Annotated in this window: 28 protein-coding genes; 12 read left to right on the top strand and 16 right to left on the bottom strand. The window is 71.4% G+C overall.

What is annotated here, in order from left to right; all coding sequences use genetic code 11:
- The first annotated feature begins 69 nt into the window (after nt 1–69).
- The 5 genes from P0084_RS07255 to xylB all read left to right on the top strand — a co-directional run bounded on the left by P0084_RS07255 (nt 70) and on the right by xylB (nt 4,595).
- The gene (locus P0084_RS07255) at nt 70–1,377 is read left to right on the top strand and encodes a sugar ABC transporter permease (RefSeq protein ID WP_308916156.1); all 1,308 of its coding nucleotides are present in this window, start codon (nt 70–72) and stop codon (nt 1,375–1,377) included.
- Nucleotides 1,378–1,388: 11 nt separating this feature from the next.
- On the top strand, nt 1,389–2,141 hold the full coding sequence (locus P0084_RS07250; RefSeq protein ID WP_308916304.1) for an ATP-binding cassette domain-containing protein: 753 nt from the start codon (nt 1,389–1,391) through the stop codon (nt 2,139–2,141).
- Nucleotides 2,142–2,492: 351 nt separating this feature from the next.
- Nucleotides 2,493–2,732: a type II toxin-antitoxin system Phd/YefM family antitoxin gene (locus P0084_RS07245; protein ID WP_308916155.1), complete on the top strand. Its 240-nt coding sequence runs from the start codon at nt 2,493–2,495 to the stop codon at nt 2,730–2,732.
- Nucleotides 2,733–2,744: 12 nt separating this feature from the next.
- Nucleotides 2,745–3,161, top strand: a complete 417-nt coding sequence (locus P0084_RS07240) for a type II toxin-antitoxin system VapC family toxin (RefSeq protein ID WP_308916154.1) — start codon at nt 2,745–2,747, stop codon at nt 3,159–3,161.
- 12 nt (nt 3,162–3,173) lie between these two features.
- A complete protein-coding gene (gene xylB, locus P0084_RS07235; protein WP_308916153.1) occupies nt 3,174–4,595 on the top strand; it encodes a xylulokinase in 1,422 nt (473 codons plus the stop codon).
- 79 nt (nt 4,596–4,674) lie between these two features.
- Here the strand turns inward: xylB and P0084_RS07230 are convergent, their stop codons facing one another.
- From P0084_RS07230 to map, 4 genes are all read right to left on the bottom strand, one after another.
- Nucleotides 4,675–5,478, bottom strand: coding sequence for a spermidine synthase (locus P0084_RS07230; protein WP_308916152.1), 804 nt, complete (start codon nt 5,476–5,478; stop codon nt 4,675–4,677).
- The gene (locus P0084_RS07225; protein ID WP_308916151.1) at nt 5,438–6,100 is read right to left on the bottom strand and encodes a fused MFS/spermidine synthase; all 663 of its coding nucleotides are present in this window, start codon (nt 6,098–6,100) and stop codon (nt 5,438–5,440) included. The genes P0084_RS07230 and P0084_RS07225 overlap by 41 nt, the downstream gene beginning before the upstream one ends.
- 120 nt (nt 6,101–6,220) lie before the next feature.
- The gene (gene radC, locus P0084_RS07220; RefSeq protein ID WP_308916150.1) at nt 6,221–6,949 is read right to left on the bottom strand and encodes a RadC family protein; all 729 of its coding nucleotides are present in this window, start codon (nt 6,947–6,949) and stop codon (nt 6,221–6,223) included.
- Between the two features lie 69 nt (nt 6,950–7,018).
- Nucleotides 7,019–7,831, bottom strand: coding sequence for a type I methionyl aminopeptidase (gene map, locus P0084_RS07215; protein WP_308916149.1), 813 nt, complete (start codon nt 7,829–7,831; stop codon nt 7,019–7,021).
- Between the two features lie 99 nt (nt 7,832–7,930).
- Between map and P0084_RS07210 the strand changes: the two genes are divergently transcribed.
- From P0084_RS07210 to P0084_RS07200, 3 genes are read left to right on the top strand one after another with little or no spacing between them, the layout of a single operon-like run.
- On the top strand, nt 7,931–8,686 hold the full coding sequence (locus P0084_RS07210) for a competence/damage-inducible protein A (RefSeq protein ID WP_308916148.1): 756 nt from the start codon (nt 7,931–7,933) through the stop codon (nt 8,684–8,686).
- Nucleotides 8,676–9,392 carry a GNAT family N-acetyltransferase gene (locus P0084_RS07205; protein WP_308916147.1) on the top strand — a complete coding sequence of 239 codons (717 nt, stop codon included), beginning with the start codon at nt 8,676–8,678 and terminating at the stop codon, nt 9,390–9,392. Before P0084_RS07210 ends, P0084_RS07205 begins: the two co-directional genes overlap by 11 nt.
- Complete coding sequence (locus P0084_RS07200) at nt 9,392–10,366, top strand: OmpA family protein (RefSeq protein WP_308916303.1); 975 nt, start codon at nt 9,392–9,394, stop codon at nt 10,364–10,366. The genes P0084_RS07205 and P0084_RS07200 overlap by 1 nt, the downstream gene beginning before the upstream one ends.
- Here P0084_RS07200 and P0084_RS07195 read toward each other — a convergent pair.
- From P0084_RS07195 to ilvD, 5 genes are all read right to left on the bottom strand, one after another.
- Nucleotides 10,293–11,219: a LysR family transcriptional regulator gene (locus P0084_RS07195; RefSeq protein WP_308916146.1), complete on the bottom strand. Its 927-nt coding sequence runs from the start codon at nt 11,217–11,219 to the stop codon at nt 10,293–10,295. The two genes, P0084_RS07200 and P0084_RS07195, sit on opposite strands and share 74 nt — an antisense overlap.
- A gap of 173 nt (nt 11,220–11,392) precedes the next feature.
- Nucleotides 11,393–13,414 carry an NADPH-dependent 2,4-dienoyl-CoA reductase gene (locus tag P0084_RS07190; RefSeq protein WP_308916145.1) on the bottom strand — a complete coding sequence of 674 codons (2,022 nt, stop codon included), beginning with the start codon at nt 13,412–13,414 and terminating at the stop codon, nt 11,393–11,395.
- A gap of 87 nt (nt 13,415–13,501) precedes the next feature.
- Complete coding sequence (locus tag P0084_RS07185) at nt 13,502–13,873, bottom strand: type II toxin-antitoxin system VapC family toxin (protein ID WP_308916144.1); 372 nt, start codon at nt 13,871–13,873, stop codon at nt 13,502–13,504.
- On the bottom strand, nt 13,870–14,079 hold the full coding sequence (locus P0084_RS07180) for a type II toxin-antitoxin system VapB family antitoxin (protein WP_308916143.1): 210 nt from the start codon (nt 14,077–14,079) through the stop codon (nt 13,870–13,872). The genes P0084_RS07185 and P0084_RS07180 overlap by 4 nt, the downstream gene beginning before the upstream one ends.
- Before the next feature lie 78 nt (nt 14,080–14,157).
- The gene (ilvD, locus tag P0084_RS07175) at nt 14,158–15,921 is read right to left on the bottom strand and encodes a dihydroxy-acid dehydratase (protein ID WP_308916142.1); all 1,764 of its coding nucleotides are present in this window, start codon (nt 15,919–15,921) and stop codon (nt 14,158–14,160) included.
- Nucleotides 15,922–16,050: 129 nt separating this feature from the next.
- Between ilvD and P0084_RS07170 the strand changes: the two genes are divergently transcribed.
- From P0084_RS07170 to P0084_RS07160, 3 genes are all read left to right on the top strand, one after another.
- On the top strand, nt 16,051–16,941 hold the full coding sequence (locus tag P0084_RS07170; protein ID WP_308916141.1) for a CPBP family intramembrane glutamic endopeptidase: 891 nt from the start codon (nt 16,051–16,053) through the stop codon (nt 16,939–16,941).
- Between the two features lie 79 nt (nt 16,942–17,020).
- Nucleotides 17,021–17,941 carry an acetyl-CoA carboxylase, carboxyltransferase subunit beta gene (accD, locus tag P0084_RS07165; RefSeq protein ID WP_308916140.1) on the top strand — a complete coding sequence of 307 codons (921 nt, stop codon included), beginning with the start codon at nt 17,021–17,023 and terminating at the stop codon, nt 17,939–17,941.
- Nucleotides 17,942–17,952: 11 nt separating this feature from the next.
- Nucleotides 17,953–19,212: a bifunctional folylpolyglutamate synthase/dihydrofolate synthase gene (locus P0084_RS07160; protein WP_308916139.1), complete on the top strand. Its 1,260-nt coding sequence runs from the start codon at nt 17,953–17,955 to the stop codon at nt 19,210–19,212.
- A 43-nt stretch (nt 19,213–19,255) separates the two neighbouring features.
- Here P0084_RS07160 and P0084_RS07155 read toward each other — a convergent pair whose 3' ends face one another.
- A complete protein-coding gene (locus P0084_RS07155; protein WP_308916138.1) occupies nt 19,256–19,573 on the bottom strand; it encodes a hypothetical protein in 318 nt (105 codons plus the stop codon).
- A 141-nt stretch (nt 19,574–19,714) separates the two neighbouring features.
- Here P0084_RS07155 and P0084_RS07150 point away from each other — a divergent pair, with 141 nt between their 5' ends.
- Entirely contained in the window at nt 19,715–19,936 is a 222-nt protein-coding gene (locus P0084_RS07150; RefSeq protein WP_308916137.1) for a DUF2798 domain-containing protein, read from the top strand.
- Between the two features lie 10 nt (nt 19,937–19,946).
- Here the strand turns inward: P0084_RS07150 and P0084_RS07145 are convergent, their stop codons facing one another.
- Genes P0084_RS07145 through P0084_RS07120 form a run of 6 tightly spaced genes read right to left on the bottom strand, consistent with a single transcriptional unit; the run spans nt 19,947 to nt 22,518 of the window.
- A complete protein-coding gene (locus tag P0084_RS07145; protein ID WP_308916136.1) occupies nt 19,947–20,180 on the bottom strand; it encodes a BrnA antitoxin family protein in 234 nt (77 codons plus the stop codon).
- Nucleotides 20,152–20,433 (bottom strand): BrnT family toxin, encoded by a 282-nt coding sequence (locus P0084_RS07140; RefSeq protein ID WP_308916135.1) that lies wholly within the window; start codon nt 20,431–20,433, stop codon nt 20,152–20,154. Before P0084_RS07140 ends, P0084_RS07145 begins: the two co-directional genes overlap by 29 nt.
- A 44-nt stretch (nt 20,434–20,477) precedes the next feature.
- Nucleotides 20,478–20,975 (bottom strand): YdeI/OmpD-associated family protein, encoded by a 498-nt coding sequence (locus P0084_RS07135; protein WP_308916134.1) that lies wholly within the window; start codon nt 20,973–20,975, stop codon nt 20,478–20,480.
- Nucleotides 20,972–21,502, bottom strand: a complete 531-nt coding sequence (locus P0084_RS07130) for a pseudouridine synthase (protein WP_308916133.1) — start codon at nt 21,500–21,502, stop codon at nt 20,972–20,974. Before P0084_RS07130 ends, P0084_RS07135 begins: the two co-directional genes overlap by 4 nt.
- A gap of 10 nt (nt 21,503–21,512) precedes the next feature.
- Nucleotides 21,513–22,073 (bottom strand): hypothetical protein, encoded by a 561-nt coding sequence (locus tag P0084_RS07125; protein ID WP_308916132.1) that lies wholly within the window; start codon nt 22,071–22,073, stop codon nt 21,513–21,515.
- Between the two features lie 31 nt (nt 22,074–22,104).
- Nucleotides 22,105–22,518 (bottom strand): hypothetical protein, encoded by a 414-nt coding sequence (locus tag P0084_RS07120; RefSeq protein WP_308916131.1) that lies wholly within the window; start codon nt 22,516–22,518, stop codon nt 22,105–22,107.
- Nucleotides 22,519–22,536 lie beyond the last annotated feature (18 nt).

Raw genomic sequence — 22,536 nt, 5'->3', positions numbered from 1 at the left:
CCCGACCGGTCCCGCGGGCGGATCGGCGGAACCCCAGACATCCCCGATGCGTCCCGACCGGAGGGCCCGATGACCGACACGACCGACCGGGTCGCGCCCCCGCCGGGCGCCCCGCGCCTGACGGGGTTCAGCGCGCTCCAGCTGGACACCCGCCTGCTGGGCATGATCGGCGCCTTCGCCGTGATCTGCTTGGCCTTCCACCTGGCCAGCGACGGACGGTTCGTGACGGCGCGCAACCTGTTCAACCTGACGATCCAGACCGCCTCCGTGGCCATCATGGCGACGGGGATGGTGTTCATCATCGTCACCCGCCATATCGACCTGTCCGTCGGGTCCATCCTGGCCACGTGCAGCGCGGTCATGGCGATGGTGCAGACCGTGGTGATGCCCGACTGGATGGGCCTGGGCCTCAACCATCCGTTGACCGCCCCCATCGCGATCGCTGTGGGCATCGCGGTGGGCATCGTCATCGGCGCCTTCCACGGCTGGCTGGTCGGCTATCAGGGCATCCCCGCCTTCATCGTCACGCTGGGCGGGCTCCTCGTGTGGCGCAACGTGGCCTGGTACACCACCAGCGGACAGACGATCGGGCCGCTGGACCGCAACTTCATGACCCTGGGCGGCATCAACGGCACCCTGGGCGAGACCGGATCCTGGATCGCCGGCCTGATCGCGGCGGCGGCGGCGCTTTGGGCGCTGATGGCGGCGCGCCGGAACAAGGTTTCCCATGATTTCCCGGTCAAGCCGATCTGGGCCGAAGCCGCGGTCGGCGCCATCGTCGTGGGCGGCATCCTGGGCTTCGTCGCCCTCCTGAACGCCTATGACGTGCCCGAACGTCGGCTGGAGCGGATGTTCGAGGCGAGGGGCGAGGTGATGCCCGATGGGTTCACCCAAGGCTACGGCGTGCCCTATTCCATCGTGCTGCTGGTCCTGGTGGCCATCGCGATGACGGTGGTGGCGCGGCGCACGCGGTTCGGACGCTACATCTTCGCGACGGGCGGCAACCCCGACGCGGCCGAGCTGTCGGGCATCGACACGCGGATGCTGACGGTCAAGATCTTCGCGCTGATGGGCGCGCTGTGCGCGATATCCGCGGTCGTCGCGTCGGCGCGGCTGGCCAATCATTCCAACGACATCGGGACCCTGGACGAGCTGCGCGTCATCGCGGCCGCCGTGATCGGGGGCACCGCCCTGAAGGGCGGGGTCGGCACGATCCACGGGGCGATCCTGGGCGCGCTGATCATGCAGTCGCTGCAATCGGGCATGGCGATGGTCGGCGTGGACGCCCCGTTGCAGAACATCGTCGTGGGATCGGTCCTGGTCGTGGCCGTGATGATCGACATCGTGTACCGCAAGCGGACGGGGGCCCGGGACTGATGGCGCAGGACATGGGGCCCCCGCTGGTCGAGCTTCGCAACATCTCCATCGCGTTCGGCGGCGTGCGCGCCGTCGATGACGTGAGCCTGACGCTTCACGCGGGCGAGGTCGTCGGGCTGCTGGGCCATAACGGCGCGGGAAAGTCTACGCTGATCAAGTGCCTATCGGGCGCGTACCAGCGCGACGCGGGCGAGATCCTGATCGACGGGACCCCCGCCGACATCCGCTCGCCCGCCGATGCACGGCGCTTCAACATCGAGACGATCTATCAGACGCTGGCCCTGGCCGACAACCTGGACGCGCCCGCCAACCTGTTCCTGGGGCGCGAGCTGACCACGCGCCTGGGCTTGGTGGACGACGCCCGGATGGAGGCGGAGACGCGCCGCATCATGGCGCGGCTGAACCCCAACTTCCGCAAGATAAACGAACCCGTGTCGGCCCTGTCGGGCGGGCAGCGGCAGTCGGTCGCCATCGCGCGGGCCGTGTACTTCAACGCCCGCATCCTGATCATGGACGAGCCCACGGCCGCCCTGGGCGTGCACGAGACGAAGATGGTGGCCGACCTGATCGGGGAGTTGAAGGCGCAAGGTCTGGGCATCTTCCTGATCTCCCACGACACGCGCGAGATGATGGCGTTGTGCGACAGGGTGTCGGTGATGAAGAACGGCCAGATGGTCGGCACCGAACGGGTCGAGGACGTGACCGAGGACGACATCCTGTCGATGATCATCCTGGGTAAGAACCCCCGCGCCGCGGCCGCCTGAGGGTGGGACCGCCGGACAAGGATATCTTGTGCGAAGAGGCCGCGCGGAGGGATGCACCCCCCGTACACCCCCCGTACACCCCCCGTACATACGTTTTGGCAGACAAGCATCGCGCGTTGCGCCGGTCTTGCATCCTACGGGCGTTCTGTGCGGGGGCAGTCCGGCGGACCACTTGCGCGGTCCGCGCTCCGGTCCGTCGCGGCGCGACCGGCCCTTCGCCACCCCTCCCGTCACGCACGTGTCCTCGGTCGCCCTCGCACGCGTCCGCAGCCCCTTGGAGGCACTTGGTCAAGACTTGACCAAGTGAGGGGTCGGACGTACCTGTCAGGGGTGGGCGAAGGAGATCGAACCATGGGTATGGTCGTCAAGGTTGGCGAAGCGAAGGCGCGGCTGTCGGAACTGTTGAACCTCGTGGAAGCGGGGGAGGACGTGGTGATCGCGCGGGGCGACGTGCCCGTCGCGCGTTTGGAAGCGTTACGGCCCAGCGAGGACGTCCGTGCCGTGATCGAGGAAATCCGGGAGGCGCGGAAAGGACTGCCACGCGTCACGCAGGACGAGATCCGTGCTTGGCGAAACGAGGGCCGTGCCTGACAAGGTTAGGCGGTGTCCTTCGTTCTAGACGCGTCCGTAGCGATCACATGGCTCATGCCGGATGAGCCGTCCGATCGGATCGAAAGCCTCTTCGAAGCGACGGCGTTCGGGGACGTGCACGTCCCCTCGCTCTTCTGGTACGAATTGCGGAACGTCCTTCTAATTGTCGAGCGTCGGAAGCGCGTCGAAGCGGGCCGCATCATGGACGGACTGCGACGGATGCGGCTGCTCAGGATGCAGACGGTCGATATGTCCCTTCGGGATGACCTCGCCGTGACCGCTGCCGCGACGACCCACAACCTGACAGCCTACGATGCGACCTACTTAGTCCTCGCGCGCAACAGAACCTTGCCTCTCGCGACGACCGACCGCGCCTTGGCGGTCGCTGCGTGCGATGAAGGCGTCGAACTCGCCCTTCCCCAAAGCTGACGGATTCCCCCCATGTATCTCGGCCTAGACCTCGGCACCTCGTCCCTGAAGGCTCTGCTCGTCGACGATGCGCAGCGCGTGGTCGCGGAGGCGTCCGCGCCCCTGACGGTGCAGCGGCCCCGCGACGGATGGGCGGAGCAGGACGCCGCCACCTGGGAAGGGGCGTGCCGCGATGCGGTGCGGGGGCTTGGCGCGGACCTGTCGGGCGTGCGCGCGATCGGGCTGGCGGGGCACATGCACGGGGCGACGCTGGTGGGGGCCGACGACCGGCCGCTGCGTCCCTGCCTGCTTTGGAACGACACGCGGGCGCATGCACAGGCGGCGGCGATGGACGACGCGGACGCGCGGCGGATCACGGGCAACATCGTGTTCCCCGGCTTCACCGCGCCGAAGGTCGCCTGGGTGCGGGAGACCGAGCCCGAGATCTGGGACCGCTGCGTCCGCGTGCTGCTGCCGAAGGATTACCTGCGGCTGTGGCTGACCGGCGATGCGGTGTCCGAGATGTCGGACGCGTCGGGTACGGCTTGGCTGGACACGGGCGCGCGCGACTGGTCGGACGCGCTGCTGGACCGGCAGGGGATGTCGCGCGACCACATGCCTTCGCTGGTCGAAGGCTCGGCCCCGTCGGGCCGGCTGCGGGACGCGGTGGCGGACGATCTGGGCCTGCCGCGCGGGGTCGTCGTCGCGGGCGGCGCGGGCGACAACGCGGCTGCCGCGATGGGCACGGGCGCGGTGGCGCCGGGGCGGGGCTTCGTGTCGCTGGGGACGTCGGGCGTCCTGTTCGTGTCCACGGCCGCGCACGCGCCCGACCCGGAGAGCGCGGTCCACGCCTTCTGCCATGCCGTGCCCGGCACGTGGCATCAGATGGGGGTCATCCTGGCGGCGGCGGATTCGCTCGAATGGGCGGCGACGCTGACGGGACGGACGGCGGCCGATCTGGGGTCGGTGCCGATGGCGCCGCCGGGGCGGACGCTGTTCCTGCCCTATCTGGGCGGCGAACGGACGCCACACAACGACGCGGCCGTGCGGGGCGCGGCCCTGGGGCTGGAGCACGCCACCGGGGCCGAGGCGCTGGGACGCGCGGTGATGGAGGGCGTGGCCTTCGCGTTCCGCGATTCGCTCGACGCGCTGCGGGGCACGGGGACGCGGGTGGACGACCTGCTGGCCGTGGGCGGCGGCGCCGCCTCGGAGACGTGGCTGCGGATGGTCGCCACCGCGCTGGACATGCCGCTGTCCGTGCCCGCGGGCGGCGCGTTCGGCGCGGCGCTGGGCGCCTGCCGCCTGGCGATGATGGCCGACGGGGCGGGGGTCGACGTGGCGGCCCCCCCGCCGGTGGAGCGGGTGGTCGAGCCGGCGGGGGATCTGCGCGGGGCGTACGACGACGCGCAGGCGCGGTATCGGGCGGCGTACGCGGCCGTGAAGGCGGTGGGATGAGCGTGCGGGCCTCCCCCTCCGCGGAACCCTCGCCGATCGACCCGCATGCCTGCGGCCGTGACGGGATCGCGGTGGCGCCCTAGCGGTGCCCGATCCAGCCGCGGTCGTCGGTGAATGCGCGGGCGGGGGCGATCGCCGCGGGGGCGTAGCCGTCCGGCAACGCGGGCAGGGGCGGCAGGGGCCGGGGCGAGGCGGCCAGGACGGTGTTGGTCATGCCGTCCGGCCCGGACGGCCCCGTGACGGCGCGCAGATGGGGATACGCGTCGCGCAGGATCGCGTGTACCCCGCGCACCAGGGGTCCGTCGGGGCGGTCGAGCAGGTTGACGTAGACGGGGCCGTCCACCCGCGCACGCAGGTGGTCGTACGTTTCGCGGGTGGCCAGGTGCGCGGGCACCGCGCCGGACGAGAAGGCGTCCATCACGGCGGCGTCGAAGCGGTCCCGCCCCTCGTTCAGGAACACGCGGCCGTCCGCGTGCACGACGGTCAGGCGCCCGCCCGGGCCCCCCTCGCGGGCGAGCCAGCCGCCGGCCCAGGGCAGGCGGTCGCGGACGACGCGGGTGACAAGGGGGTCGATCTCGACCGCCGTGGCGGTGGCCCGGGGCCGCGAGGCCAGCAGGCGGGCTGGCAGGCCATAGCCCCCGCCGCCGACGAACAGCACGGCCGCGTCCGGTCCCAGGTCGCGGTCCATCCGGTCCCAGATCCAGCGGGTGTAGGGCAGGACCAGGGGCTCGTCCGCCGGCGCCCCCGCGGGGCCCGATCGTTCGGCGGCCTGCCGGGTGCGGTCGGACAGGAGGTGGACGGCGCTGCCCTGGCTTACGACGTCGAGGCAGGACAGGCCGGATTCATATTCGCAAGCCGGACCCAGGGTCAGGGCACCCGCCACCGCGACCGCCCCGGGCCAGAGCGCGACGCCGGGCGGGGTCGGGCGCGCCCGACCCGCGCAACGCCGGCAGGCACGCGAGCGCCGCCGCGCCGCAGCCCGCGAAGGTGGCGGTGGACCCGATCAGCGGCAGGGCCACGAAGCCCGCCAGCACCGCCCCCCCGATGGCCCCCAGCGATCCCGCCGCCAGCACGGCGCCTAGCGACGAGCCTTCGCGCCCCGGCCGGGCCTCCACCGCCATCTTCGCCAGGAGCGGCGAAGGCAGGCTGACCAGGACGGCGGCGGGCAGGAACGCGACCGTCACGGCCAGGGCCATGCCGCCCGTGCCCCGCGCGCCCAGGCCGTAGACGAGGCCCAGCACGAGGGGCGAGACGGCCATCAGAACGGCGGTCGCCACCAGCGCGACGGCCACGATGCGCAGCGCCGCCGGTCGGGGGCGTTCGGCGACCAGGCCCCCCAGGGCGCTGCCTACGGCGAAGCCCGCCAGGACGACGGCGATCACGGTGGTCCAGGTCAGGAGCGACGTGCCGAAGAACGGCGCCAGGACGCGGCCCGCCGCGATCTCGTAGGTGAGGCCCAGCGCGGACAGGGCGGTGATGAGCGCGATGGCCGTCCAGAAGCGCATGGCATCCCCTTTGCCCCCGGGGCTTAGGGGGCGGTGGGAGCGGGTGCAAACCCCCAAACCGCTCCTACCTCGGCCCTCCCCCGTAAGGGGAGGGTCGCGTTCTCCGGGGGGGGCGGCCGCTTACAGCAGGCCTTCGGCGCGGAAGCTGACCTCCGTGGCGCGGCCGACGATCAGGTGGTCGTGCAGGACGATGCCCAGGACCTCGCCCGCGGCCTTCAGCGCGCGGGTCACGTCGATGTCGGCGCGCGACGGCGTGGGGTCGCCCGAAGGGTGGTTGTGGACCAGGATCAGCGCGGAGGCGTTCAGCGCGAGCGCCCGCTTCATCACCTCGCGCGGATAGACGGGAACGTGGTCGACGGTGCCGCGGCCCGCCTCCTCGTCGGCGATCAGGACGTTCTTGCGGTCGAGGTAGAGGACGCGCAGCGATTCGGTGCCGCGATGCGCCATGGCCGTGCGCAGATAGCGCAGCACGTCGTCCCAGCGCGACAGGACGGGACGCTGCATGACGCTGCTGCGGGCCATGCGGTGGGACACGGCCTCCGCCAGGCGCAGGGCCTCCACCACGGCGGGGCCGGCGCCCGCGACCTCGCGCAGGGCCGCCGCGTCGGCGGACAGGACGCCGGCCAGCGTGCCGAACCGCTTGAGCAGGCGCGCGGCCAGGGGCTTGGTGTCCACCCGCGCCAGGGGCGCGAAGAGCAGCATCTCGAGCAGCTCGTAGTCCTGCAGCGCCGCCGCGCCGCCTTCCGCGAACCGGGCGCGCAGGCGGGCGCGGTGGTTGCGGCGGTAGTCGGTGGCGTCCGCGTCGTCGGGAACGGTGGTGCTGGCGAACAGGTCGGGATCGTCGGGCATGGGGCCGGTCTGGCCCGCAGCCGGTTAGGGATCCGTTGACGGGCGCGCGACGGCCCGGCCCCCGTGGGGTCAGGCGTCGTATGTCGGGTGGAACAGGCCCGCGGGGGACAGGGTGAAGATGTCGGCCCCCGTCGCGGTCACGCCGATGGAATGCTCGAACTGGGCGGACAGGGACTTGTCGCGGGTCACGGCCGTCCAGTCGTCGGCCAGGACCTTGGTTTCGGGGCGGCCCAGGTTCACCATGGGCTCGATGGTGAAGAACATCCCCTCCTCCAGCACGGGGCCGGTGCCGGGGCGGCCGTAATGCAGGACGTTGGGCGGCGCGTGGAACACGCGGCCCAGCCCGTGCCCGCAGAAGTCGCGCACCACGGACATGCGGTGGGCTTCGGCATAGGCCTGGATCGCGAAGCCGACGTCGCCGAAGGTGTTGCCGGGGCGCACGGCCTCGATCCCGCGCATCAGGGCGTCGTGGGTCACGTCCATCAGGTTGCGCGCCTTGATCGACGGCTTGCCCGCCACGAACATCCGCGACGTGTCGCCGAACCAGCCGTCCACGATCACGGTCACGTCGATGTTGGCGATGTCGCCGTCCTTCAGGGTCTTGGCGCCCGGAATGCCGTGGCAGACGACGTGGTTCACGCTGATGCACGAGGCGTGGGCATAGCCCTTGTAGCCGATGGTGGCGGAGGTCGCGCCCGCCTCCTCGACCCACCGCGTGATCTGGGCGTCCAACTCGGCCGTGGACACGCCGGGCACCACCAGGGGGGCCGTGCGGTCCAGGATCTCGGCGGCCAGGCGGCCCGCCGCGTGCATGCCGGCGAAGTCCGCGTCCTCGTGGATGCGGATGCCGTCGCGGGTCAGTCGGCCGGTGTGTTGGTCCACGCGTCACCTTTCCTGCGCTGTCGGGAGGGGATGTAATGCAACGACCCCCCGGGATAAAGGGATGGGCGGCCCGGGGCGGCGGACCTATACCTTCCAGACATGAGCGAACAGACCCCCACCGCCCCCCGACCCACCGCCGCGATGCTGGTCGTGGGCGACGAGATCCTGTCGGGCCGCACGCGCGACGCGAACATGCACCACCTGGCGAACCGCCTGACGGAGGCGGGCATCGACCTGGCCGAAGTGCGCGTGGTGCGCGACGACCCGGACGCCATCGTGGCGGCCCTGCGCGCCCTGTCGGAGGCGTGGGACACCGTGTTCACGTCGGGCGGGATCGGTCCCACCCACGACGACATCACGGCGGACGCGGTGGGCGCGGCCTTCGGCGCGGCGGTGGACGTGCGCGACGACGCGCGCGCGCTGCTGGCCGCGCATTACGCCCCCCGCGGGATCGAACTGAACGAGGCGCGGCTGCGCATGGCGCGCATCCCCGAGGGTGCCACCCTGATCGACAACCCCGTCAGCGCCGCGCCGGGCTTCACGATCCGCAACGTCCACGTGATGGCGGGCGTGCCGAAGATATTCGCTGCGATGGTGGAGTCGGTGATCCCCACGCTGACGGGCGGCGCGCCGCTCCTGTCGGATTCGATCCGCGTCCACCGGGGCGAGGGGGACGTCGCGGGCCCCCTGGGGGAGGTCGTGGCGGCGCACCCGGATTGCCGCTTCGGGTCCTATCCGTTCGCGGACAGGGACGGGTCCTTCGGGGCGAACGTGGTGGTGCGGGGCACGGACCGGGCGGCGCTGGACCGGGCGGTGGCGGCGCTGCGCGACGCGTTCGGCGCGGATGCCGGCTGAGGGGGTCCAGGACCGCGACTGGCAGACCGTGATCGACGGTTGCTGGCCCGCGGCGCGCGTGGTCCGCGCGGGACCCTGGACCATCCGCGTGACGCATGGCGCCGGGGGGCGGGTCTCGGCGATCTCGGGCGACGCGCCGGACGACCTGGACCGGGCGATCGCCGCCACGCGGGCCGAAGGGCAGCGGCCCGGCTTCGTCGTGTGGCCGCACCAGGGCGCGCTGGACGCGGCGCTGGCGGCCCGCGGCTACGTCGTCGAGGACGCGGTGAACCTGTACGCCGTGGCGGTCGCGGGCGCCGAACCCCCGCCCATCGCCACGGCGTTCCCCGTTTGGCCGCCCCTGCAGGCCATGCGCGACATCTGGGAGGCGGGCGGCATCGGCCCCGCGCGGCAGGCGGTCATGGCGCGGGCGGCCGATCCCACGGGCCTGCTGGCGCGGTGCGGGGACCGGGCGGGCGGGACCGCGTTCGTGGCGGCCCACGGCGACGCCGCCATGCTGTCCGCGGTGGAGGTCCTGCCCCCGTGCCGCCGCCGGGGCCTGGCGGGCCTCCTGCTGCGGGCGGGGCTGGTCTGGGCGGCGTCGCGGGGTTGCGCGGTGCTGGGCCTGGTGACGACGCGCGACAACGCGGCCGCGAATGCCGCCTATGCCGCGCACGGCATGGCGCGGCTGGGCGGATACCATTACCGCCGGGCGCCGCGGGCGTGATGCGCTTGGCCGCCGCGCTGGCGTTGCTGGCGTCGCTGGCGGGACGGGCCGGGGCGGTCGACCTGGTGCTGCCCGCGGGGGCGGAGCGGACGCACGCGGCCACCGTGCCCCTGGCGACGCATCGGGTCGCGGTGGCCCCCTTCGACGGCGAAACGGTGCCCCGCCGCGCGGTGGAGGGGGTGGTCACGCGGCAGGTCTGGCGCGCGCCCCTGCCGCCGGGCGGGACCCCCCTGATGGTGGTGGCGCCGCTGCGCGAGGCGCTGGCGGCGGACGGCTGGCGCGTGGCGCTCGATTGCGAGGCACGGGCCTGCGGCGGGTTCGACTTCCGCTTCGCGGTGGACGTGACGCCCGCGCCCGCGATGTTCGTGGACCTGAACGCGTTCCGCTATCTGTCGGCCGTCAAGGACGACGCCTGGCTGACAGTGCTGGCCAGCGTGTCGGCGGGCGTGGCCTATGTGCAGGCGACGCATGTGGGGCCGCCGGACGAGGATGCGGTGGCGGCGGCGCCGACCGGACGCGCGGCCGCGCCGGCAGGCGCCCCCGCCGTGGCGGCGGACCTGGCCGCGCGGGGCCGGGCCATCCTGTCGGACCTGACCTTCGCGCCGGGCGGCACGGCGCTGACGACGCGGGACTACGCCTCGCTGGCGATGGTGGCGGCGTTCCTGCGCGACGACCCGGACGCCACGGTGGCCCTGGTCGGGCACACGGACGCCGAAGGGGGGACGGAAGGCAACCTGGCCATCTCGCGCCGCAGGGCGGAGGCGGTGCGCGACCGGCTGATCGCCGAGCATGGCGTGGACCCGGCACGGGTGGAGGCGCGCGGCGTCGCGTACTTCGCGCCGCTCGCGTCCAACGCGGACGCCGCGGGGCGGGCCCTGAACCGGCGGGTGGAGGTGGTGGTCACATCGGTGGGCGCGACCGGTGCCAGTCCCCTGGCCCCCGATCCCGGTACGCCCCCACCAGATAGTCGATGAAGGCCCGCACCTTGGGCTGCGTGTAGCGGCCCGGCGGATAGAGCGCGTACACGCCCTGCACCTCCGGCTCCAGGCCTTCGATGGCGGGCACGAGGCGCCCGTCGCGCAGGGCGTCGGCGTAGAGGAACGCGGGCAGATAGGCGATGCCCAGCCCTTCCACGGCGGCGTTCAGGAGCGACTGCCCGTCGTTCACCGTCAGCCAGCCGCTGGAGCGGACCTGCCGCGCCTCGCCCGTGGGGGAGGTCACGCGCCACACGCTGCCATCGGCCTGGTTGGAATAGTGCAGGAGCTTGTGGTCGTTCAGATCCTCGATCCGCGCGGGGCGGCCGTAATCTTCCAGGTAGCGGGGGGAGGCGATCATCATCTTGTGCGTTTCGGCCAGCTTACGGGCCATCAGGGACGAATCCTCCAACTCGCCCACGCGGATGGCGAGGTCGAACCCTTCGGAGATCAACTCGACGTAGTGGTTGTCGAGCACGACGTTGACCGTGATCTCCGGATAGTCGTGCAGGAAGGGGCCCAGGATCGGGGATAGGTGGTTGACGCCGAAATCGGTGGTTACGTGAACGCGCAGCAGGCCCGAGGGCGCCGCCTGCATGGCCGTGACCAGCGCGTCCGCGTCGCCCGCGTCCAGCAAGACGCGCCGCGCGCGGTCGTAGTATGCCAGGCCGATGTCGGTCGGGCTGACCCGCCGCGTGGTTCGGTTCAGCAGACGCGCGCCCAGCCGCGTTTCCAGCGACGAGACGTGCTTGGAGACGGCGGACTTCGAGATGCCGAGCTTGCGGGCCGCATCGGTGAAGCCGCCCTGATCGACGACGGTGGCGAAGGCTTCCATTTCGGACAAACGATCCATGCGCGCCCTCCCGGTGGGATTGGTGACGGTTGCGCGACGGTGTGATTCCCGAATGGGGCGAAAGGGGGGACGGAAACGCACTGGTTCCGAAGGGTTTGAGACGAATCGCGAGGGGCATGGGGGGTGGGGCGCCCTTTCGCCCCGCGCGGGGCGTCCTTCGCTTCGAGGACCCCTTACAGCGTCGCGGCCAGTCGCGCGCCCTGGTCGATGGCGCGCTTGGCATCCAGTTCGGCCGCCACGTCGGCGCCGCCGATGACGTGGCAGGCGATGCCCTGGGCCTCCAACGCGTCGGCCAGGCCGCGTTCGGGTTCCTGGCCCGCGCACAGGACGATCGTGTCGGCGGGGACCAGACGCGGCTTGCCGTCGATGGTGACATGCAAGCCGTCGGCGTCGATCCGGTCGTAAGTCGCGCCGGGCACCATCTGCACGGCCTTCATCGCCAGGGCGGCGCGGTGGATCCAGCCCGTCGTCTTGCCAAGTCCCTTGCCCAGCTTCGTCGTCTTGCGCTGCAGGATCGTGATCTCGCGCGCCGACGGTTCGGGCCGGGGGCCGTCGGGGGACAGGCCGGCGGGATGGTCGGCAGGGTCGACCACGCCCCACTCGGCCAGCCAACGGTCCAGATCCTCCGTCGGCGTCTGGCCGCCCGGATGGGTCAGGAAGTCGGCCGTGTCGAAGCCGATGCCGCCCGCGCCGATGACGGCCACGCGGGGGCCGACCGCCGCGTCGCCGCGCAGCACGTCCACGTAGCTGGCGACGTTGGGGCCGTCCTGTCCTGGAATGCCGGGGTCGCGGGGGGTGACGCCGGTGGCGACCACCACGTGGTCGGCGTCCCGCAGGTCGTCGACCGTCGGTTCCGCCCCCAGGCGCAGGTCGATCGCGGGGTGGTCGAGCATGCGGGCCATCCAGTCGACCAGGCCCACGAACTCCTCCTTGCCGGGGACGACCTTCGCCAGGTTCAATTGGCCGCCGACCTCCGGCGCGCGGTCCCAGACCGTGACGCGGTGGCCGCGTTCGGCCGCGACCATCGCGACGGTCGTGCCCGCCGCGCCCGCGCCGACCACGGCGACGTGACGGGGGGCGTCGGCGGGGTCGTAGCGCAACTCCGTCTCGTGGCAGGCGCGGGGGTTCACGAGGCACGAGGACACCTTGCCCGCGAAGGTGTGGTCCAGGCAGGCTTGGTTGCAGGCGATGCAGGGCGTGATGCGGTCGGCGCGGCCCGCTGCGGCCTTGGCGACGAAGTGGCTGTCGGCCAGGAAGGGGCGGGCCATCGACACCATGTCCGCCGCCCCGTCGGCCAGCAGCCCTTCGGCCACCTCGGGCGTGTTGATGCGGTTCGAGGTGATCAGCGGGATCGACACCGTGCCCATCAGCTTCTTCGTGACCCAGGCGAAGGCCGCGCGGGGGACCGACGTGGCGATGGTCGGGATGCGTGCCTCGTGCCAACCGATGCCGGTGTTCAGGATCGACGCGCCCGCAGCCTCGACCTTGCGGGCCAGGGTGACGACCTCGGACCAGGGCTGCCCGCCGGGGACCAGATCCAGCATCGACAGACGATAGATGACGATGAAGTCGGGGCCGACGGCCTCGCGCACGCGGCGCACGACCTCGACCGCCAAGCGCTGGCGGGCGTCCATCGACCCGCCCCAGCGGTCGGTGCGGTGGTTCGTGCGCTCGGCCAGGAACTGGTTGATGAAGTAGCCTTCGGAGCCCATGACCTCGACCCCGTCGTATCCGGCTTGGCGGGCGCGGGCGGCGGCGGTGGCGATGTCGGCGATCTGCTTGGCGATCCCGTCCTCGTCCAACTCGGCGGGCTTGAACGGCGAGATGGGGGACTTGATCGCGCTGGGCGCCACGCAATGGGGCGAATAGGCATAGCGACCGGCATGGAGGATCTGCATCGCGATGCGTCCGCCCGCCGCATGGACCCGGTCCGTGACGACCCGGTGGTTGGCGATGTCCTGTTCCGTGAACAGCCCCGCCGCGCCCGGCAGGACGCCGCCTTCCTTGTTGGGCGCCATGCCGCCCGTGACCATCAGGCCCACGCCCCCTTCGGCCCGTTCGGCATAGAAGGCCGCGACCCGGTCCCAATCGCCCAACTCCTCCAACCCGGTATGCATGGACCCCATCAGCACCCGGTTGGGCAGCGTGACGTGGCCCAGGTCGAGCGGGGACAGGAGGTGGGGATAGGCGGACATGGGCGGACCCCTTTGCGGTTCGTCCGCTCTATGTGGCGCGTGGGGGGCGGGCTGTCACGGGCGACGCGGCGTCGCGATGCTGCCGCGTCAGTTCGGTCCGATCATGGCGCAGTCGAGTTCGAGCGCTAAAGCGTGCAAGCGTTTGTCGCGTGTCCAGAGCCGGGCGCCTTCCGTGACGACGCATGACAGCAGAAGCGTCGCATCGACCGTGCCGATCCCACGATTATGGAGGGGATGACGTTCGATGAACTCCTGCACTTCCGTCACGCTCACGAAGCGGGTCCGCACGAGCTTGCTCAATTCCCGCAGGACCGCGGTGCGGTTCGCGATGCTGCCGAGCGCCAGTTCGGTCACCACGAAGGGATGGCAGGCGATCCGGTTCGCCGCCAACCGATCGGTCAGCAGCGGAACCGGGCTTCGAATGTGGTCGATCCAGACGGACGTATCGACCAGGATCATTCCGGATCCATGGTCTCCCAGTACCGTCTGCGTGGCGGCGCTTCGGCGTTCGGGTCGGACCCACCCATGAGCGCCAACCTGCGCGACGCTTCCATGTGCATCATGTCGCGAAGCGCCTTCTGGATCAGTTGGGATCGGTTCTCGATCCCCGTCATCTCCATCGCGTCCCGCATCAGCTTGTCGTCGAGGGTAACGGTCGTGCGCATGGCAGCCTCCTGCATCATGGGGCGCATCATATGATGCACTCCATGATGCAGGTCAACCATCGAGCGACGGCATGCGTCCTACAGGTCCATGTAGACGTGGCTCTCGCCCACCGCACCCGGATGGGTCGCGGCGCCCTTGCGGGCGGAGCCGACCAGTTTGGCGTACTTCCACAGCGCACCGGACGAATAGATCGTGGGCTTGGCACCGGTCCAGGCGGCTTTGCGGGCCTCCAGTTCCTCCGCCGACAGGGCCACGGACAGCTCGCCCGCGACCGCGTCGATCGTGATGACGTCGCCGTCGCGCAGCAGGCCGATGGGACCGGCATGGGCGGCCTCCGGGCCGACATGGCCCACGCAGAAGCCACGCGTGGCACCCGAGAAGCGGCCGTCGGTGATCAGCGCGACCTTCTTGCCCATGCCCTGGCCGGACAGGGCCGCGGTGGTGGCCAGCATCTCGCGCATGCCGGGACCGCCCGCGGGACCCTCGTTGCGGATGACCAGGACCTCGCCTTCCTCGTAGCGGCGCGCGCGCACCGCCTCGAACGCGTCCTCCTCGGACTCGAAGACGCGGGCGGGACCGGTGAAGCGCTGGTCCTCGGCCTTCATGCCGGCGACCTTCACGATGGCGCCGTCCGGGGCCAGGTTGCCCTGCAGGCCGACCACGCCGCCGGTGGGCGTGATGGGGTTGGCGGCGGGGTGGATCACGCGGCCGTCGGCCTCGCCCCGCGTCTCGTCCAGGGTCTCGCCAATGGTCTTGCCGGTGGCGGTGATGCAATCCTCGTGGATCAGGCCGGCCTTACGCAGTTCCTTCATCACGACGGGCACACCGCCCGCTTCATAGAGGTCCTTGGCGACGAACTGGCCGCCGGGCTTCAGGTCGACGAAATAAGGCGTGTCGCGGAAGATCGCGCAGACGTCCATCAGGTCGAAATCGATCCCCGCCTCGTGCGCGATGGCGGGCAGGTGCAGGCCCGCGTTGGTGCTGCCCCCGGTGCAGGCCACCACCCGCGCCGCGTTCTCCAGCGACTTGCGGGTGACGACGTCGCGGGCGCGGACGTTCTTCTCGATCAGGCGCATGACCGCCTCGCCCGACGCGACGGAATATTGATCGCGGCTCTCGTAGGGCGCCGGCGCGCCGCTGCTGTTCGGCAGGGCCAGGCCGATGGCTTCGGACACGCAGGCCATGGTGTTGGCGGTGAACTGCCCGCCGCAGGCACCCGCCGACGGGCAGGCGACGCGCTCCAGCACGTCCAGCGCCTCGTCCGACAGGGTGCCGGCCTGGTGGTTGCCCACCGCCTCGAACATGTCCTGCACGGTCAGGTCGCGGTCGCGGTACTGCTCCGGCACGGGGGCGCCGGCGGGGGCGCGGCCGGGCAGGATCGACCCGCCATAGATGAAGACGCTGGGCGTGTTCAGGCGGACCATCGCCATCATCATGCCGGGCAGGGACTTGTCGCAGCCCGCGAGCCCCACCAGCGCGTCGTAGCAATGGCCGCGCATCGTCAGCTCCACGGTGTCCGCGATGGCATCGCGCGAGGCCAGCGACGACCGCATCCCCTCGTGGCCCATGGCGATGCCGTCCGTCACGGTGATGGTCGTGAACTCGCGGGGCGTGCCGCCGCCCTGCTTGACGCCCAGCTTCACGGCCTGGGCCTGCCGGCTCAGTGCGATGTTGCAGGGTGCGGCCTCGTTCCAGCAGGTCGCGACGCCGACGAAGGGCTGGTGGATCTCCTCGTCCCCCAGGCCCATCGCGTAGAAGTAGCTCCGGTGCGGTGCGCGCGCCGGCCCTTCCGTGACGTGCCGGCTGGGCAGGTTGGTCTTGTCGGTGGGCCGCTTCAGCATGGCCGTCTCTCCCCGTGTCCCCGTTGGGGCCCTGCATAGGCGGGGCACGACCCGGAGGGCAACCGCGCCCGATTGTTTGGCCCGCGCCGCTGGGCTAGGCGGGGGCGACCCCGCCGCCGGTGCCCGCCCATGTGGACCCTTCCCTTCGCGCAGTACGTCGCCCCTGCCCGGGCTAGGCCGGAGCTGTGGCGCGTGGGCGTGGGCATCGTGCTGATCACCGCGATCTACGGCGCGACGATCATGTCGCTGTTCGCCGCCGTCGCGGTGCTGGCGGGACCCGCGGACCTGGACCGCTGGATGCTGGGGCTGGCCGACGGCACGGGCCCGGTGTTCATCCTGATCATCCTGGCCACCTTCGCGGGGCTTGCCCTGGGCCCGGCCGTGGCCGTGCGCGCCCTGCACGCCCGGTCCCCCCGGACGCTGCTGGGGCCGGATTGGACGGCGCCCTTCGCGGTGGCCGCGGCGGCGACGCTGGTCCTGGGGCTGGCCGCCATCGTGCTGGTGCCCCGCCCCTTCGACCTGGTCCCGAACACGGATGCGGGAACGTGGCTGGCCTTCCTGGTCCCGGCGCTGGGCCTGCTGCTGGTCCAGACCGGGGCGGAGGAGGTGGCGTTCCGGGGATACCTGCAGCAGCAGTTGGCCGCGCGGTTCGACCACCCGGCGGCGTGGATGGTCCTGCCGTCGGTCGGGTTCGGGATGCTGCACTACGACCCCGCGGGGACGGGGCCGAACGCCTGGCTGATCGTCGCGGCGACGACGCTGTTCGGGTTGCTGGCCGCCGACCTGACGCGGGTGTCGGGCAACATCGGCGCGGCCTGGGGCATGCACTTCGCCAACAACGTGGTCGCGCTGCTGATCGTCGGCGTCCAGGGGTCGCTGTCGGGCCTGTCGCTGTGGACCACGCCCTTCGGCACGGAGGACGCGGCCCGTCTGCCGCTGCTGCTGGGGCAGGACATGGCGATGACGGTCATCATCTGGGCCACGATCCGGCTGTGGATGGCGCGCCGGGGGCTGGGCTGACGCGGATGGCGCGCGGGCGGCGCGGTTGCGTGCCCTCCGCCCCCCGCATATCTGCATCCCGCAGACCCGGGGGACACGCATGAACTGGATCGACAACTACGTCCGGCCGAAGATTAACAGCCTGTTCTCGCGTCGCGAGGTGCCGGAGAACCTGTGGGCCAAGTGCGACGAGTGCGGCACGATGCTGTTTCACCGCGAGGTGAAGGACAACCTGCGCGTCTGTACCAATTGCGGCCACCACATGTACATCCCACCCCGCGAGCGGCTGGAGGCCCTGTTCGACGGCGGCGCCTATACGGAGGTGCCGGTCCCCCAGCCCATCGCCGACCCGCTGCAGTTCCGCGACCAGAAGCGGTATCCCGAACGCCTGAAGGCCGCGCAGAAGGCCACGTCGGAGGCGGAGGCGATGATCGTCGCCGAGGGCGAGATCCTGCGCACCCCCGCCCTGGTGGCCGTGCAGGATTTCGGCTTCATGGCCGGGTCTATGGGGATGCAGGTCGGCAACGCGATGATCGCCGCGGCCGAGCGCGCGGTCGAACGGCGCAAGCCCCTCGTCGTCTTCACCGCCGCGGGCGGCGCGCGGATGCAGGAGGGGATCCTTTCGCTGATGCAGATGCCCCGCACCACCGTCGCGGTCGAGATGATGGCGGAGGCCGGCGTGCCCTACGTCGTCGTGCTGACCCACCCCACGACGGGCGGCGTCACCGCGTCCTATGCCATGCTGGGTGATGTCCACATCGCGGAGCCCGGCGCGCTGATCTGCTTCGCGGGCCCCCGCGTGATCGAGCAGACGATCCGGGAAACGCTGCCCGAAGGGTTCCAGCGGGCCGAATACCTGCGCGACCACGGCATGATCGACCGCGTCACCCCGCGGGCCGAGCAGAAGGCCGAGATCGCGACGATCCTGCGGATGCTGACCGGCGCGGGCCCCGTGGTCCACGGCGACCTGCCCAAGCCCGACGCCGCGCTCGCGGTCGCCGCGCCCGCGCCGCAGGGCTGACGGCCCGCGCCATGGCTCGCTCCGACGCCGTGCTGGAGCGTCTGATGGCGCTGCACCCGAAGGTCATCGACCTGTCGCTGGACCGGATGCACCGCCTGCTGGCGGCCCTGGGCCATCCCGAACGCGACCTGCCGCCCGTGGTCCACGTGGCGGGCACGAACGGCAAGGGCAGCACGGTGGCGACGATCCGCGCGGGCCTGGAAGGGGCGGGCGAACGGGTCCACGCCTATACCTCGCCGCATCTGGCGCGCTTCCACGAACGGATCCGTCTGGGCGGCGCGCTGATCGCGGAGGACGCCCTGGCGGACGTCCTGGCCGAGTGCGAGGCCGCGAACGGCGACGCGCCGATCACCTATTTCGAGATCACGACCTGCGCCGCGCTGCTGGCCTTCGCGCGGACGCCCGCGGACTGGACCCTGCTGGAGGTCGGCCTGGGCGGCCGGCTGGACGCGACGAACGTGATCGCGCCCCGCCTGTGCGCGATCACGCCGGTCGCGATGGACCACCAGGCGTTCCTGGGCGACACGCTGGAGGCCATCGCGGGCGAGAAGGCCGGCATCCTGAAGCGGGGCGTGCCCTGCGTGGTCGGGCCGCAGGAGGACGAGGCGCTGGCCGTGATCGAGGATCGCGCGGCGCGGGTCGGCGCGCCGCTGCGGATCCACGGACAGGACTGGCATGTCGGGCGGGACGGGGACCGCCTGGTGTTCCAGGACGGCGACGGTCTGATGGACCTGCCCCTGCCCGTCCTTCCGGGGCCGCATCAGATCGGGAACGCGGGCATCGCCATCGCCGCCCTGCGCGCCCTGGGCCGTGCGGGGGGCGCGGAGGCCGCGGTCACGCGCACCGAATGGCCCGCGCGCATGCAGAGGTTGACGGGTCATCCGCTGAACGCCCTGGCCCACGGGGCCGAGCTGTGGCTCGACGGCGGGCACAACCCCGCGGCGGGACGGGCCGTGGCCGACACCCTGGCCGCGATGCCCCCGCGCGCCACGCACGCGGTGGCGGGGCTGCTGCGCACGAAGGACGCGGCAGGCTACTTCGCGCCGCTGGCCAGTCGCCTGAGCGGCGTGCGCACGGTGTCGATCCCCGGCGAGGCCGCGACCCTGTCGGCGGACGAGACGGCGGAGGCGGCCAACCGCGCGGGGCTGGCGGCGGTCCCTTCGGCGAACGTCGAAGCCGCGGTGGGGGACATCGCCGCGCGGGCACCCGGCGCGCGGATCCTGATCTGCGGATCGCTCTATCTGGCAGGCCACGTGCTTCGGATGGGCTAGGCGGCGGACGGCGCCCCCGTTTCGGGGGCGCGCGTGCCCCGCATCAGTCGCCGCCGGGCCCTTCGGGCGTGACGGGGCGGCGGTCGTCGTCGCTGACGCGGTCGTCGGGACGCGCCGTCTCCTGCCGGCGGGCGGTCGCCATCTGCTCGCGCGAGCTGGGGGTTCCGGCAGCCTCCGCGCCCGTGCCCAGGGGGGCCGCGCCGGGGTCGGGGAAGCCCTGCTTGTCGCCCGTGCGCCCCGACGAGATGTCGTCCTTCAGCATCGCCGCGGTCGCGCCCTCCCGCTCCTCCAGGGGGGTGTCGGGATCGTAGGCCAGCTCCTTGCCGTCCTTCTTGGGTCCGTCGTCGTCCTTACCTGTCATGGGTCCGCTCCTGCGATTGTCGGGCGTTCAACGGACGCGGCGGGGACCTGTTCCCTGGCGCAGGGGGTGGCGTGCGGTCGCGGCGATGGCGCGGCGGTGCCGCGAAGTCTAGGTCCACCGCAGCATCCGAAAGGCCACGCCATGATCCCCGCACGCTTCGCCCCCGTCCTGTTCTCGCTGCTGTTGTCGGGAATGATGTCGTTCCTCGTCTCCGGCTTCTCGACCTGGCGGGCGGTGGGGATGATCGACGGCTTCGCGGGGCTGTGGATCCCCGCCTGGCTGGGAAGCTGGGCCATCGCGTTCCCCGCCGTGCTGGTGGTGGCCCCCGTCGCCCGCCGCATCGTGGCGCGCGTCACCGTCTGAGCGACATCGGTCAGTCGGCCGGATCCAGCCCCAGGTCACGCCGCAGCAGGGCGTTCACGTGGGCCGACATTTTGCCCCTCGCCCGCAGCCCTTCGATCACGTCAGGGTCGAGCATCAGGTTCATCCGCCGCTTGCGGGATGCGGGGGGCAGGGGGGGGCGGCCGCGGACGGCGTTGGCGAAGAACGCGTCGTCGAGTTCACGCACTTCGCCGTCCTCATCCGTATAGGGTTCTGTTGCGTTCATGCTTCCGTCGCTCCCGTTCGTTCGCCTTCCGCATGCTGATAACCCGCACGCGGTCTTCGCGCCGTGTCCAGCATACGACTACCAGTCGTCCTCCGAGTGGGACGATCGTGATGAACCTGACCTCGTCGTAGTTCCGTCGCGTATCCTTCCCGGTCTGCGCTTCGTCCCAATCCACCGAGCCGAAGTCCGCGAAGTCCAGCCCACGCTCCCGCAGCGTCGCCCTGCGCTTGGCTTCGTCCCATTCCAGCTTCATCGGTTCGTATACACACGTTTAATGGGGCGATCAAGACGGCCCCGTCAGCGCCGGAAGGGCGATGGGCGCAGGCTGCGGGACGCGGCGTCCGCCACGTCGGCGATGCGCTTGGCGCGGGTGGGTGCGGTCCGGGCCGTCTTGATCCATTCCAGCGTGCCCCGCCGGACGGACCGGGGCCAGGCGTTCCACGCGTTCAAGGTCCCCAGGACGGCGGCCAGGTCGTCCGGCACGATCCCCGCCTCCACGTCGTCCAGGAAGCTCCACGTCCCGCTGCCCTGCGCCACCGCGATCGCGGCCTCGCCCGCAGGGGTCATGGCGCCGGATGCCCGGGCCTGATCCACCAGTCGCTTGTTCAGCGCGGACCAGGCCGACGTCGGCTTGCGGGGTGCGATCAGATGGGCCGACCGGTCGTCGTCCACCTTCTGGGTGACCGCATCGACCCAGCCCCAGCAGAGCAACTCCTCCACCGCCGCCAGCCAGTCCCGCAGGGCCGCGCGGGACGGCACCGTCACGACCGCCCGGCCCTTCAGCACCTCCGTCATGCTTCGCGCCATTCGCCCGGGGGCAGGCCGTCCAGCGTCCAGTCGCCCACGGACCAGCGGATCAGGCGCAGGACGGGGTGGCCGACATGGGCGCACATGCGCCGGACCTGCCGGTTGCGGCCTTCGGTGATCGTCAGGCGCAGCCACGTGTCGGCGATGGACTTCCGGACACGCACGGGCGGGTCGCGGGGCCACAGCCAGTCCGGCGTTGCAACCGGTTGCAGCGCTGCGGGCCGGGTCGGGCCGTCCTTCAGCATCACGCCCGCCTGCAGCGCTTGCAACGCGGCGTCGTCCGGTATCCCTTCGACCAGGGCGAAGTAGGTCTTGGGGGTCTGGGCCTTCGGTTCCGTGATCCGCGCCTGCAACCGCCCGTCGTCGGTCAGCACCAGCAGCCCCTCGCTGTCCCGGTCCAGCCGCCCGGCGGCGTACACGTCCTTCGGCAACCCCAGCCCCGCGAGCCCCTCCCACCGCCCTTCCGGCGTGAACTGGGACAGGACGTTCATCGGCTTGTTGAGAAGGACGATCACCGAGGATGTTTCAACGGTCCGGGTCGAACGTCTTGTTCCGAGCACGCAATGGACCATAGCCCAAGGCTTGCGTTACCTCGGTAAGAGAGACGGAGATTTCGCGCGGTAAGGGTTGCGGGTAAGGACGCTGATCCTGTGCGACGAGCCGTAGCGGATCACCCTCCACGATCTCGTCCGAGACTAGGACCCAGGCCGCCGACCAACAATTCCAGGTGCCGCCCCGGCGTCCGGTCACCGGATTGAAGCTGTTTGGCCCGTAGTTGAAACAGATATTCGCGGTCTCTCCTCGCTCTTCGATCCTCCAGCGGCCCAAATTGGTCCGCATGGCTCCCGGATATACAAGGTATGCTGTTCCATCGGGCGCAAGATAGTTTATCTGAGTACCATGTGATGGCTCCCAATTCCGGGTCGTCGTATTGCTGAGGAACGCACTAAGCGCGTCTTCATCGGCGAGCAGTGCGTTGAAGCGCTGTCGATCCTGAGGCTCCATCGTCGCTTGCAGTAGACCCTGCGTTGAGCAGCCCGCTCCAAGTAGCGCTACGAGGATAACGCCGATCGTCCGTCCGATCATCTCTCAAACCCTTTCGTGTTCTGGCGTCCCATTACCTCCGCCCATACCACAAGAAATACCCTATGGTCAGCGGGATCGCCCCCATCACAAGGGCGAAGGCACCGATCTGCACCAGGCCCAGGGCCAGGGCGATGGTGCCGCCCACCATGATGGCGATCCGAAGGCCGGGGGTGGGGTATTCCAGCAGGACGTCCGCCAGATGTGGGCCCACGAGGGCGAAGAGGGTCGGCATTAGCAGGATGGGCGCCGCGGCGATCAGACCGCCGAGCGACAGGAAGCCCACCCCGGCCGCCTCCCGCGGGCCCGCGCCCAGCATGAGGACCGCGCCGCCGCAGGCCAGGGCCGTCAACCATCCGAAAGCGCGGAAGCCGGGATGCAGCTCGTCGAAGTAGTACCCGTTCAGAAGGGCCTGCGTCGCGGCGAACGTCGCCGCCGCAAGGGCCAATCGCAGAACGACGACCGC

Source organism: Jannaschia maritima (assembly GCF_030973515.1).
GTDB lineage: Bacteria > Pseudomonadota > Alphaproteobacteria > Rhodobacterales > Rhodobacteraceae > Jannaschia > Jannaschia maritima.
Note: the sequence above shows the minus strand (reverse complement) of the source record. Positions and strands in the feature narration are given on the sequence as shown.